The 13,533-nt window shown below is 54.4% G+C and carries 12 protein-coding genes; 2 read left to right on the top strand and 10 right to left on the bottom strand.

Annotated elements, in window-relative coordinates; all coding sequences use genetic code 11:
- On the top strand, window positions 1-605 hold a 605-nt coding region (locus tag DU506_RS04405; RefSeq protein ID WP_147273733.1), incomplete at its 5' end, for a helix-turn-helix transcriptional regulator.
- A gap of 127 nt (window positions 606-732) precedes the next feature.
- On the top strand, window positions 733-2,067 hold the full coding sequence (locus DU506_RS04400; protein ID WP_235825434.1) for an IS200/IS605 family accessory protein TnpB-related protein: 1,335 nt from the start codon (window positions 733-735) through the stop codon (window positions 2,065-2,067).
- 49 nt (window positions 2,068-2,116) lie between these two features.
- Here the strand turns inward: DU506_RS04400 and DU506_RS04395 are convergent, their stop codons facing one another.
- From DU506_RS04395 to DU506_RS04350, 10 genes are all read right to left on the bottom strand, one after another.
- A complete protein-coding gene (locus DU506_RS04395; RefSeq protein WP_114485726.1) occupies window positions 2,117-2,560 on the bottom strand; it encodes a GNAT family N-acetyltransferase in 444 nt (147 codons plus the stop codon).
- 78 nt (window positions 2,561-2,638) lie between these two features.
- Window positions 2,639-2,923, bottom strand: a complete 285-nt coding sequence (locus DU506_RS04390; RefSeq protein ID WP_114485725.1) for a cupin domain-containing protein — start codon at window positions 2,921-2,923, stop codon at window positions 2,639-2,641.
- A 58-nt stretch (window positions 2,924-2,981) separates the two neighbouring features.
- Entirely contained in the window at window positions 2,982-3,926 is a 945-nt protein-coding gene (locus tag DU506_RS04385; protein ID WP_220254294.1) for a helix-turn-helix domain-containing protein, read from the bottom strand.
- Between the two features lie 138 nt (window positions 3,927-4,064).
- Window positions 4,065-6,038 (bottom strand): hydantoinase B/oxoprolinase family protein, encoded by a 1,974-nt coding sequence (locus tag DU506_RS04380; RefSeq protein ID WP_220254293.1) that lies wholly within the window; start codon window positions 6,036-6,038, stop codon window positions 4,065-4,067.
- Entirely contained in the window at window positions 6,035-8,080 is a 2,046-nt protein-coding gene (locus tag DU506_RS04375; protein WP_114485723.1) for a hydantoinase/oxoprolinase family protein, read from the bottom strand. Before DU506_RS04375 ends, DU506_RS04380 begins: the two co-directional genes overlap by 4 nt.
- A 314-nt stretch (window positions 8,081-8,394) precedes the next feature.
- On the bottom strand, window positions 8,395-9,741 hold the full coding sequence (locus tag DU506_RS04370) for a purine-cytosine permease family protein (RefSeq protein ID WP_114485722.1): 1,347 nt from the start codon (window positions 9,739-9,741) through the stop codon (window positions 8,395-8,397).
- 241 nt (window positions 9,742-9,982) lie between these two features.
- A complete protein-coding gene (locus DU506_RS04365; RefSeq protein ID WP_114485721.1) occupies window positions 9,983-10,954 on the bottom strand; it encodes a 5-oxoprolinase subunit C family protein in 972 nt (323 codons plus the stop codon).
- Entirely contained in the window at window positions 10,944-11,840 is an 897-nt protein-coding gene (locus tag DU506_RS04360) for a 5-oxoprolinase subunit B family protein (protein WP_220254292.1), read from the bottom strand. The genes DU506_RS04365 and DU506_RS04360 overlap by 11 nt, the downstream gene beginning before the upstream one ends.
- Window positions 11,830-13,218: an acetyl-CoA carboxylase biotin carboxylase subunit gene (locus DU506_RS04355; RefSeq protein WP_114485720.1), complete on the bottom strand. Its 1,389-nt coding sequence runs from the start codon at window positions 13,216-13,218 to the stop codon at window positions 11,830-11,832. Before DU506_RS04355 ends, DU506_RS04360 begins: the two co-directional genes overlap by 11 nt.
- On the bottom strand, window positions 13,215-13,466 hold the full coding sequence (locus DU506_RS04350) for an acetyl-CoA carboxylase (RefSeq protein ID WP_220254291.1): 252 nt from the start codon (window positions 13,464-13,466) through the stop codon (window positions 13,215-13,217). The genes DU506_RS04355 and DU506_RS04350 overlap by 4 nt, the downstream gene beginning before the upstream one ends.
- Window positions 13,467-13,533 lie beyond the last annotated feature (67 nt).

Raw genomic sequence — 13,533 nt, 5'->3', positions numbered from 1 at the left:
AGGCATTGATTCCCGCGCCACTGGAAGAAGTGACTTGGCAGACCGTCACTGAAGCACTGCTCACCCATCGAGCCATTGAAGTGACCTATCTATCGCGCAGCAGTGAAAAAGAGCGGTTTTTTACCTTGCACCCGCAGGGGCTGGTCAGCCGTCACAGCGTGACCTACCTGGTGGCAACGGTGAATGACTACACCGACCTGCGGCAGTTCGCCCTGCACCGCATTCGTCATGCCCAGTTGAGTGAAACCGCCTGGAACGAAAAAGGCGATTTCGACCTGGATGCTTACATTCAAGGCGGTGCCTTCGGTTACCGGCAAAGCCAGAAGACTATCAATCTGAGTGTCAACGTTGCGCCACAAGTGGCCTGGTTATTGACCGAAACACCGCTCGCCACCGAGCAGTCCCTCACCCCCCTGCCCGATAGCCGTTGGCAACACCTGGAAGCCCAGGTACCTGACGATCAGCAAACCCTCTGGTGGCTGATGGCCATGGGAGCCAACGTGCAAGTGCTGGCCCCCGCCGACTGGCGGGATGACATCGTCGAAACAGCACGCCAGGTGATAGCTCAACATCATACGCCAGAGAGTTTTCGCGCTACCTATTGAGCAATTTAAGCCGCGCATCCTACGCATCGACGCGCAGCGTGATGCGCTAGTTAAGCGGCTGGCCATGATGTATATCATGGCTCGCTATGGCTGGATATAAATCAGGGTTTGGGGGTATGGTGTCGTTATGCCAAGCAAGATGATTCGTACCGACAAATGGCCACTGCAAGCCACGTTGCAACAACGAGAGTTGATGCAGGATGCGCGGGATGAATACCGTGCCTTTTGTCGTGCGCCATCGGTGGTGGTGCTCAATAATTGGGCAACGTTACAGCAGGCGCCCAGCTTTTCGGCAGCGGTCGAGCGGTTAATCCACCCAACGAAAAAGAACCCGTCACCTCGCCATCACTATTTTGCTCAGCGGTTCTACAAGTTCCCGTCCTACTTACGCCGCGCTGCTATCGAGTTCGTCAAAGGCCAGGTGTCCAGTTACCTCACCCGCTACCGCGAGTGGCAATCGGGCTGCCGCTCACGGCGTGACGCCAAACCGCCACGCTTTAACGCCGTCGCGGGCTGCTATCCGGTGATGTATCGCGGGCAACTGGTCAAGTTTGATGCTGACTTCACCACGGCCAGCCTGAAGTTGTGGGACGGTAAAGAATGGCTGTGGCACAACGTCGCTATTAAAGCGGTGCGCCAGCGCCACCTCCTTGGCATCGTGAAATCTCCCGCACTGGTGTTCAACCGACACTGCCATCTGGCGGTGCCGGTGGAAATAACACCTGAACGACTCTCCGATCAGCAGCGCGTCTGCGCGGTGGATGTGGGGATTAATACGCTGGCCACGGCCAGCATCGTTTCATCCAACGGCACTGTCGCCGCGAGGCGGTTTTTCCACCCCGCAGCGGACATGGACCGTCGCGATAAACGTGCCGCGATGATTCGTGGCAAAGCGCGTAAGACCGGCAAGCTGTCAAAAGGCTTTGGCCGAACGTGGTACCGCAAAGTGCAGCGCATCAACGAGAACATGGCGCAACAGACATCACGCCAACTCGTGGATTACGCCTTGGCCGAAGGCGCTGATGTGATCGTGCTGGAAGACCTGAAAGGCTGGCGACCGAAAGCTGGTAAGCAGCGATCAGGCTTGCGCCAGCGCTTCCACCAATGGCTGCATCGGCGGCTTGCCACGCTGATCGAGCACAAGATGGAAGAAGCCGGCGGGAAGGTGGTTTATGTCTATGCGCGAGGCACGTCATCCTGGGCGTTTGATGGCTCTGGCCGCGTGAAGCGCCATGCAAAGCAGTATGAACTCGCCACGTTTGCCAGCGGCAAACAATACAACGCCGATCTTGGCGCCAGCTACAACATGGGTGCCCGTTACTGGGCATGGAAACACAAACTGACCCGCCGAAAGGACGGGCAGGAGTCAGGCGGCAAACGTTCCCCTGGCTCACCGAGGATGCCGGTCACGCTCTCCACGTTGTGGCGGAGCGATGAAGCCCCGAATCAATGCGCAGCATGATTCGCGGGAGCATTCACAAATGTAATCAGCATTATGGTATCAACTGGAATTAGACGTCCATTTGATAAGTTACCCAGTCGGTTTTGATGGAATTTAAGTCATAAAACCGTCTAGCTCGATAATTATTTTCCTTGGTAATCCATCTTACGAAGGGCCACTTTCTTGAGAGGGCTTCTTTGGTCAGCGATGCCAACATGGCATTGACCACGCCACTGCCGCGGTGTTCGGGGTCCACGAACAGGTCATCAAGAAAACCAACCTCGGTGCCGCGGAGTGGTGATGGCATTGCTCGAAAGTGCATCAACCCGACGGCCTTACCCGTAGCATCAATCGCGATGCGCCCCTGTAAACATGTACCGGACTGAATCCAGCCCCAGACGGTGTCCAATGTCGTGTCTGCGATCGGCATGTTATAGAACGCTGCATAGCCACGATAGAGAGATTCCCACGCCTGGCGGTTGCTCTCGTCAGGCGTTTTTATTGTAATCGTCATACATTCCTCCTTTACCCCGAGTAACCGCAAGGAAGAATGCCGTGTGGCACTGTTGCGCGCGGCTACCTCGGCGCCTATTTATTTCAGTTCAACTTCCACGAACGAAAATGCCGTCTCGCCGATATTGATCACATTATGTTCGGTGCCTTCCACGCGGTTATAGCAAACGCCCGCTTCCAGCATCACTTCACGATTACCTTCAGGCGTTTCCAACAACATCTTGCCATCAATGGTCGGGACAATAACGTAATCATGTTCATGACGATGCCAGCCAGTTTCCGCACCGGGTGGGAAATCCCAGCGGGTGACAATGACCTGGTGGTTATCAATTTGCAGATGGCTGCTGGCTTGTGGTCTTCCCATGGTAATGCCCTTTTTGTTGGTATGGCGTGAATGTATGTTGCGCTACAGGGTGGCTATGTTAAAGACGAGATGCCTCAGGCGGTAAGCTACGCAGCTCGCTGGCGGAGTAACCAAAGTGCTGCCGAAATGCCCGACAGAACTGGGCCTGATCCGAAAATCCCCAGCGATAAGCGATTTCACCAATATTGATGCCAGCGGGCGAGGCCTCAAGATCGCGATGCGCGGCTTCCAGGCGCTGTACCCTCACCCACTCGCGCACCGTGTACCCGGAACCTGAAAACAGTTTGTGAAGATAGCGCAATGAAATGCCACAAAACTCGGCGATACGGGAAGGCGTCAGCTCAGGGTCGCCAAGATTGGCAGAAATATAGCGCTCGATACGCATTAGGTGTGCAGTTTTCAAATGTGACTGGTCGCTACTCAGCACTCTGTCATCCTGTTCAAGCACCATAGAAAGCATGCTCAAAGCCTGCTCGAACAGGCGGTTCTGATCATCGGTGCTGCACTCACTTACGCGCTGCGAGCAGATCATCAGAAACTCGACAAACGCACAGCCAATCCCCTTTTCTGCAGAGAAGCAATGCTGTGAATAGCGCTCAGGCCGTCGGATGCGATGTTTCATCGATTGGCTCGGAATCTTGAAGACCCACATGTCGTTGGGTGATTCATACCCGAAGCGGTAAGGCGCATCGCCCTGTTCGACAATAAAGTGCCCCGGCGGGCAGTTCAGGCTACGGCCATGCTGGGAGAAAAACACATGCGTGCGTAGCGGAATAGTGACCAGAAACGAGGCGTGATCATCCTGTGCAATCTGTGACTGGCAGCGCGAATATTCGGCCTGATAAGAACACAAACGCGATAGTGAAAAATCACTGCCTCCTGCTTTCCATACTTTCAAAGACCCCTGAAATCGGCCTTCATGATTGCCGTAATTCAGGGTCAGCGGAAAATAGGTCTGCGAAATAAGCTGTGTCCAGCAATCCTGGGAATTGGACGTTAACATTGAGTTAGCTTCGTTCATGTTATTGGTCCCACAATGATCGCACCGCGATGGATTGACCCCTGCCGGAAAAATCCTGCAGGGGTCTCTGGCATCAAAATGAGTGTCTCACGCTATTGGCTCAAGAGAACGACGTAACAATCATGCCCAGTAATCCGACGAGCGCCGACGCATAGATTCACGGTACTGCTGCGTCGATTTTTTCAGCAGTTCACCGGTTCCCCAGTCAAGCACCACACCGAAGCGACGAATCACATCCAGCACATCCAATTTACCGTCGCGGTATTGACTGGCGATGTCCTCCGGCGGAGCTTCCAACCATTCATGTCGATGAGCACGAATCCATTCGCGGGCCTTCGTCGTGCGTTCGGCGTCTATTGCATAATCGTCCACATCCGGATCATTGACATCGATAATAACGCCATAGTCACACTCGGCGCGCGGCACCGATACATAGCCGTCAATCACATCTTCCAACACTTCTTCAGGGAGACGTTCAAGCGGGTCACCGAAACCACCGCCACCGGCGGATGGACGTGTGAAAGTATCCCCCGATTGAACAGACACATTGGAGAACGTGGCGCCCAGATACTTTTCATCCGACGTTCCCTTGTTGAGCCATACGCCATGAGGCACGGAGGGCAAACCGCCATTGACGCCCCAAGTGACCGAGCGACCACGATCACAGCAGTAACTCATCACCGTCTTGTCGACTTTGGTGAGCACCCCACCTTTCTGGACGCCGCACCCACCGCGGAAACGACCGGGGCCACCGGAATCCATGCTGATCTCATGGCACATGGTCAACACCGGGTTGAGGCGCTCTTGTCCTTCTACCGGCTGCACGGCCAAGCCCGTGCCAAACACCGGCGAGGTGGCCGAGGAGCCATCTTTGGTCTGGCGGCCACCCCAACCACCAGCCATCCAGTCATACCACATAAAGTAGGTGGTAGTATCGGTGCGCCCGTCGTTACCTCCAATCAACAGGTATTCAAGGTTGAAGGCACAAGCCATGGCGCGTTCAGGCATGATGCCGCTCCACAGCTCGAAGATCCCGTTCATGATTTTCTCATAGGGTCCAGAACAGAAACCGGTCACCGCATGGGGCCAGCCAGCATTGACCACACTGCCCTCTTCACCGATATTCGCCGTTACGGCACGGTAAAATCCAGAATTGAGCGGAACGTCCGGGAAAAATGTCTTGGTGCCCGCATAAATGGCCGAGTGAGTCGTGCCGTAGGCGGAGTTGAGAAAAGTGGAGACAGCCGGTGCTGAACCGGACAGATCATAGTGAATGCCATTGCCATCCAGCTTCAGTTTGATGCGGATGGGTACCATGCCTTCTCCAAGCGCTGGGTCAGCATCCATATAATCGATGGTTTCCCATTCACCTTGGGGCATGCCGGCAAGGCTCTTCAACACAATACGCTCGACGTAATCCTGAGTCTCCTGCATGGCCGCAACAACAGTCTCTTTGGAATATTTGTCGACCAGACGCAGAATTTCCCGTTCACATACCGCTGTTGCTTCCGCCTGGGCATGTAGATCGCCCAAGGCTTGGCTGGGTGCCCGAGTGTTGGATACCAACAGCTGGGCAACATCATGCAGAAAGGTACCCTCGCGCCAGACTCGAATCGGCGTGATACGCAACCCTTCGCTGAAGTGAGTGCTGGCATTGACATCGAACGAGCCTGGCACATTACCGCCAATATCCGCCCAATGACCTTTGTTCTGGGCGAAACCGATAATCTCGTCCGCCACGAAAATCGGACGAATGAAACTCACATCGTTGAGGTGCGTACCTCCCCGATACGGGTCATTGATGGCAAAGACATCGCCCTGCTGAATATCGCCCTCAAACTCCTCCAACACGGCCTTACACTGAAAGTGCAAGGTGCCGACATGCACGGCAATATCGCCACTGCCCTGCATCACCGTATTGCCCTTTGCATCACACAGCGCAGAAGAGAAGTCACGCGAGTAAATGACAAACGAATAGCAGGTACGCAGTATCTGTTCGCTCATCAGATCAACGCTGGTGGCAAACGCATTCTTTAGTACTTCAAAGGTGACCGGATCGAGCACACCATCTTTCATGTCATGAGCCATTTTCATGCTTCCTCTCCTGTCAGAACAATCCGGATCCTGATGTTTTTCCACTCATCGATGGAGGCTGTGGTGTTGGGCGGAACTACCGTGGTGGAGTCAAGCTGATCAATGATTGCGGGGCCCGTCAGCTCAAAGCCTGGAGGCAGTATTGTGCGGTCGTAAATTGGTGTGTCATGCCATTGGCCATCAAAGAAGACGTCTCGCCGGGCATGGGGTTCCGCCGTTGCGTTCGCCACTCGTTCATAAGGCGTAAACGACGGCTTGGGCGTTTTACCGACTGCCCGCAGGTGCAACTGATAGATCTCGACCGGCTGAGTATCCTGGCGGAACGAGAACTGGCGCTCATGCTCCTGATGGAAGGTTTCGATCGCCATTTTCAGTGATTGCTCACCGCTGCTCATCGGCACCTGCAGCGAGCGCCACTGACCCTGATAGCGCATAGAGATGCCCCGCTGGAGCACCACATCCTTGTCAGCGACGCCTTCATGGCGCAGCCGGTCGGCGGCCTCCTCTTCCAGAGAGCGGAACTGCTTGGTGAGATCATCGGTGTCGGCACTTTCGGCCCCGGCGGTATACATCATCGATAAATCGTGCTGAATATCGACCAGCAGGCACCCCATCGCCGAAGTCACGCCCGGGTTGGGTGGCACAATCACCGCCGGAATACCCAGTTCCTTGGCAACTTCGGCGCCGTGCAATGCTCCCGCGCCGCCGAAAGCAATCAAGGCGAAGTCACGCGGATCAAGCCCGCGGCGAATCGACACCAGACGCACCGCATCGGCCATATTGGCGTTTGCCACCTTGAGAATGGCCTGCGCGGCGTCTGCGGTCTCCAGCGCCAGAGGTTGGCCAATCTTCTCTTTAATGGCAGCAGTGGCCATATCTCTGTTTAGCTCAAGGGCACCACCCGCCAAGCTTGTTCCCAAGCGGTTGAGCGCCAGGTTGGCATCGGTATTGGTAGGCTCCGCACCGCCACGCTTGTAACACGCCGGGCCCGGGTCAGCCCCGGCTGATTGCGGCCCGTTGCGCAGGGCACCGGCAATATCGATATGCGCCAGCGAGCCACCACCGGCACCAATGGTCAGTACTTCGATGCTCGGGAAAACAATCGGGTGGCCGTATTCCACACCCCACTGCTTAGTCACTCGAAGCTCGCCATCATGGATCAGCGAGATATCGGTGGAAGTCCCGCCCATATCCAGGCCCACCGCATTCTGATAACCGCATTGCTCGGCGATATGCTTGGCGGCAATCGCGCCCGCTGCAATACCGGATGCTGCCAGGCGTACAGGGTAGTGCTTGGCCATCACCGGCGTCATCGAGCCGCCTCCAGAATGCAAAAGCAGCAGGTCATTGGCATAGCCGCCTGCGCTCAGCTCGTCATCCAGTTGTTTGACGTAGTCCGACACCAACGGCCCGAGAACCGTGTTGGCGACTGCCGTATTGAAGCGGTCATGCTCGAAAATTTCCGGCAGGATTCCCGAGGACGTGGAAACATTGGCGCCCGGAATTTCCTCCTCAAGAATCTCTCGCATGCGCTGCTCGTTCTGCACATTGGCATAGGAGTTGATGAAGCACACCGCGATGGTAGTGGTTCCCCTGCGCTTTAACTTGCGCGCGAGTTCACGGGCCTCTTGCTCATCCAGCGGGGTCACTATCTCACCGGCGTAATCCACGCGCTCGGTGACTTCGAAGCGGTCACGGCGGCGAATATAAGGGCCACTGACATCCGCGTAGGCGTCCCAGAGGTTATCCTTGGTGCCGTCACGGATTTCGATCACATCGCGGAAACCTTTGGTAGTAACCATCGACGCCTTGGGGAAACGGCGCGTGATCAGCGCATTGGTGGCGACCGTAGTGCCGTGGAAAAACAGGTCGACATCAGCCAACTCAATCTCACCACGTTTGACGCCATCAAGCACCGCCTGCATGGGATTATTTGGCGTTGAGGGCACTTTCGTGACACGGAACTCCTGGGTCGACGAATTGTAGATACAAACGTCTGTAAAGGTTCCGCCAGCATCAACGGCGACTCGAAGATCAGGCATATTGATTCCTCATATTATTGTTGATTTTACTCAGGTAACGCCAGAAATTATAAAGACGGCCCATGGTTTATATTGCGTCTTACAATTCCGCCCCATCATTTATTTATTATTTTTACCAACCAAATATCGGTATTACAAATTTTAATCCAGGACTTTTTGAGATTAAAATAAAAAAAGTTCGACCATTTTTTAATATTGAACTTAAAATCACCATAATAAAATCAATATCAATAAAACTCTAAATAAGACAAATAATTTCCCACCCTAAAACTTTTCACATTATAAAATGTCTGCTTTAGAGTGGAAAGTGTGCCTTATTTAAGGCCTGCTACGTACCACTCTTCTTTTGCAAATCTGAGACCAAGTTCATATATGACATAGGCAAACAGGAAGGTGGCTGGCGCCGAGAATCCGGCAATGGCGGGAATGTTCATGATGACGATCCCGGTAAATGCAGCACCACCCCACGCTACCAAGCCGCAAGGGTTAAAAGCCGGAATATAATCGTTATTCAGCTCGACATGACCATTGAAACGGTCCTGGTAAGTTCTAGACAGAATATGAGCCAGGGCAACACCCACCCAGGCCACCACAAAGACGCCCTGGTATGCCAATGCCTGCAGGATGTAGGAGAATACGTCTGCCATCATCAGTACATAAGCGATTACCCCAATCATACAACCGGCCACCACCTTGGACATTTTCACACCGGTTACCTTGCGGATGAATGACTCGAAGTTGACGGTCGCCAGATAGAAATTGGCCGTATTGATGCGGCTCTGCGTCACCCATACCAATAACAGGCCTCCTACGCCCATCAATTCGAGCAAACCCAACACAATGGAGGCTTCCGACAGGCCATCGGTTGGAATCATGGAATCCAATAGAATCCCGACAATACCGCTGAACAGGAAGGTCATGGCATAAAATGGTATGCCAAAGGTGATGCGGGAATGGAAAGCAGCGTCTTTTTCTTGGCCAAACCGGGCGTAATCGAAGGTAAACATCATCAATACCCAGACACCCATATAATAGGCAAAGGTATGCAACCAGCCCCATGGAGAGGCGCCGCCTTCGGGAACGCGGGTCAACCACCCGGAGGGATAGCCAAATTCAGCAACCGCCATCCCGACAGCTATCAGCATGCCGATCACGTAGACAGGCAGCAGCACACCGTTGAATTTGTCCAACCAGTGCTGAACACTGCCAAAAATGAGTGCTACACCAAGTATCACCACAATGGCAGTTGCCACCGCCATGGACATGTTGCTCCACTCCGCGAGCACCAGCGCCATGACATAGCCTTCAAATACGGCGTAATAAAGTGCCGTGGCGAAGAATATCAGTGTAGCAACTACAGCACCGAAATGACCGAATAATACCTTGGAAAAAAGAGCAACGGTCAATCCGGTTTTCATTGAATAGCGACTGATTACACCATTAATAACACCGTAGGCTATTACCGTCAGAACAATGCCAATCAGTGCATTAGCAGTACCATAAGTACGCGCCATGGCGGCGGCAACCACCATATAAAAAATCGCACTACAAACGGCCCAGAAAGCCATCATCAAGTTAATTTTAGGCATTCGCCCTTCAGATGGTACAGGGCGTTCGGAAAAGTCGAGGTCGGTTGCCTCACTCTGATTCTTGTTGGTCATTTCACTTTCCTTTTTATTGTTTAGCTATGACATGACAGCCACATGAAACCTGGCCCGTATTTATCCGGGAAGTGCACTTTCATGATGAGCTGCCATTATTCGGTTAGTTATTTTTATCCAGCTATAGAAAGCGCCGATACATCTACACAATAGACTTTATGGCTGGCGGATGTTTGGCATACGGTGCACTGTCAATTTACGTTACGTGCACCATATGCATTATCTGACGCCCGACCACCGGTCACGGCATCTGGCGCAACTGTTCCAGGTCCTGCTGATAGCGGGCACGTGCAGCAAGGGCATCCTCAAGAGTCACTGCCACAAACCTGACCTTCTGGTGAGGCTGGATTTGCCCAACGGTATCCATATCCGCACTGATCACCGTGCCGATCATGGCGTAACCACCGCCGGATACCGCATCACGGTGCAGGATAATCGGCTCGCTGCCACTGGGAACCTGAATGGAACCGATGGGATAACACGCATCAACGATATTGGATGGGTCATCGCCTGCCCCAAAGGGAGGCTCACGCTCGACAAAGGAGAGCGGAGTGCCGCCTTTCATGCGGTAGCCAATCCGATCGGCTTCCGAAGCCACCGACCAGTCTTCCTCATAAAAACGCTTATGACTTTCCGGCATCAAACGATGGTCATACAGGCCTGGCACCACTCGTAATTGGTAATGCTTGGAAAACATAGGAACCAACGAATCGGGAAGGCAACGCCCCAGCGTGGCATGGCCATGAGCAGGTAGAATATGCAGCACATCGCCTGCTTGCAGAGTGCGGCCGTTCAATCCTCCAAGCGAGCCCAGGGTGTAAGTACTCCGGCTCCCCAACCGCTCAGGCACATCAATGCCGCCTTCAATCGCCAGATACAGGCGTGCTCCGGCCTTGACGAAATCAAAGCTCAGCGTTGCGCCCGCCGGAACCTCGAAGACTTCATTCAGCGGCTTCGCCTCGCCGTTGACGCGGGGTGTCATCTCAGCGCCACAGGCGGCAACCTTGCGTGCCTCGTTAAAGCGTAATTCTGGGCCCATCAGCGCGCATTCGATGACGGCCGCACCTTCCGGATTACCGAGAAGCAGGTTGGCGGCAATCAGCGATCGCTGATCCATGCCTCCCGAAGGCGGAATACCCAAGTGGTACTTCCCTTCACGCCCTTTATCCTGAATCGATGAAGCCAGGCCGGGCTTGATGACTTCAATGCTCATACAATACCTCCTTAACACGGCGTGCATAGCCATCCGGATCTTGTGAGAAAGCATCAAGATCAAAGGTGAACGATGCTACACGTGGCTTGAAATCCCCTTTTTCTGCCGCAGACAACAAGGCATCGTACTCCTCGCGGTCGATGGCACGATGCTTCACGATGTCACCCGGCCGGAAAAAAATCATCGAATCATCAATATGCGGCTGATCGCCTTCGGGGTCATAGATAGGCATGGGAGTCACCCCAAACATCTGATAGCCACCGGCACCACGCACGGAATAAATCACACTGAAGCACCCGCCGATACCCACCGTCTGTTTGGGCGTATCCGTGCGTGGGCGCAGATATTTAGGCACCTGAATCTGGCGCTCTCGCGGCACCATCTGATACATGAATGGCAGGCCAGCAACAAACCCCACCATGGAAACAAACCAGGGTGTTGCGCTATGTGCCTCAATGAAAGCATCGACACTGTCATAGCCGTTGATACGGGCCGCATATTCCAGATCCGTAGCGGAAGGATCCTGATGATGATCACGAAAACGCATCAGGGTTTCATGGGTCCAGGGGTCGTTATATAGCACCGGCACCTCGATCACACGCGTTTCAAGGGTACGCACCTGCTGGGCGGCTACGTCGCGATCCAACCCTTCCAGCGTTTCCTGCAGCTGGCCTGCGGATATGACATCCGGGTTATAGCGCACCTGATAGGACGCGTTTGCAGGACATATTTCAATGATCCCCGGCAGGGCCATGTCACGTAGCCGCTGGGTGATTGAAATGGAACGGAAGAACGCCTCAAGGGTCATTTCTTCATTCAGCTCAACAAACAGGAACTCATCACCCGCCTGGCTATAACGGGTCGTGGCTGTCATCTCATTGCTCATCGATGACCTCCTTCACATTGGAGTGATTTGACGCGGGCTCGGCAAGCCAACGCTCCAAAAACGTCGTATCGAAAGCCCCCTCCTTGACGGCAGGGTCTTCGACCAGACGACGGTGCAGGCTAGCGGTGGTGGAGAAGCCTTCCAGATGAAACTCATCCAGCGCACGGCCGGCTCGCTTCAATGCTGATTCGCGGTCTTCATCCCAGACAATCAGCTTGGCAACCAGAGAGTCATAGAAAGGCGGCATCTTGTAGCCTTCATACAGGCCACTATCGATGCGGATACCCGGTCCAGCAGGCCATATCAGCGTTTCCACCTTGCCTGGTGACGGGAAAAAGTCCCGATCGGGATCTTCCGCATTGATACGCATCTCGATGGCCCATCCCTTCAGGGCGATATCTTCTTGCGCCATGCGCAATGGCTGGCCACAGGCCAGGCGAATCATTTCCCTGACCAGATCGAATCCGGTCACCATTTCAGTTACCGGATGCTCGACCTGAATCCGCGTATTCATCTCGATGAAAAAGAATTCACCCGTGGCGTCATCGAAGAGGTACTCCAGCGTACCGGCCCCCACGTACCCCACATGTTCGGCAAGCGCTACGGCAGACTCGCAAAGCGCCTTGCGAGTGGCACTGTCAAGTGCCGGTGAAGGTGCCTCCTCAAATACTTTCTGGCGGCGACGTTGCAACGAGCACTCGCGCTCGAAGAAGTGGACTGCGCGCTTTCCATCACCCAATACCTGCACCTCGATATGCCGTGCGCGGGAAATGAAACGCTCCAGATAAACGCGCCCATCACCGAAGGACGCCTGCGCTTCGGCCTGTGCCAGTGGCAACTGTTTGGCCAATGCATCCCTATCTTCTGCAACCCGAATACCGCGCCCACCTCCGCCTGCGGCAGCCTTGATCAGCAGGGGAAAGCCGACACTCTCGACAACCGTCAATGCGTCGTCCAGGCCCTTGACCGCATGGGGTGAACCCGGCACCACAGGAACACCCGCTTCGATCGCCGTCTGGCGTGCCATTGCCTTGTCGCCCATGCGTGCAATGATCTCGGCATCCGGCCCGATAAAGACCATGCCAGCCTCTTTGACCGCTTGAGCGAAATCAGCGCTTTCTGAAAGAAATCCGTAACCGGGATGTACGGCATCCGCCTGGCAGGCCTTTGCCGCTTCGATGATAGCGGGAATATTGAGATAGCTTTTGGCGGCCTGCGCCGGACCAATGCAGACAGCTTCATCCGCCCGCTGAACGGCCAGTGTGTCTGTGTCCGCCTCGCTATGGGCCACGATGCTGACAAGACCAGACTCTTGCGCCGCACGCACGATTCTCAACGCTATCTCGCCACGATTAACGATTAGCAGCCGACGAATCATTCGCTGACCTCCAGGGTAGCGATCACATCACCGGCCTCAAGTACCGTTTCGTTTCCGGCGGCAAAGCTCACCAAGGTTCCTGAAATCTCCGCCTTGAGCTCAACGAACTGCTTCATGACTTCGACCAGCCCGATCACGTCGCCCACCTGCACTACCTGGCCTTCCTCAACATAAACGGGCTCATCCGGAGAAGGTTTGCGGTAGAACATACCGGGGAAAGGGGCTTGAATTTCTTGTTGTGTCATCATTTTTCTCCTGCGAATTATCGTTATTTACCTGCGCTCGGCTGCACGCATGGCCAAGACGTTGATTGAT

The organism is Vreelandella rituensis, from assembly GCF_003336665.1.
Taxonomy (GTDB): Bacteria; Pseudomonadota; Gammaproteobacteria; order Pseudomonadales; family Halomonadaceae; genus Vreelandella; species Vreelandella rituensis.
Note: the sequence above shows the minus strand (reverse complement) of the source record. Positions and strands in the feature narration are given on the sequence as shown.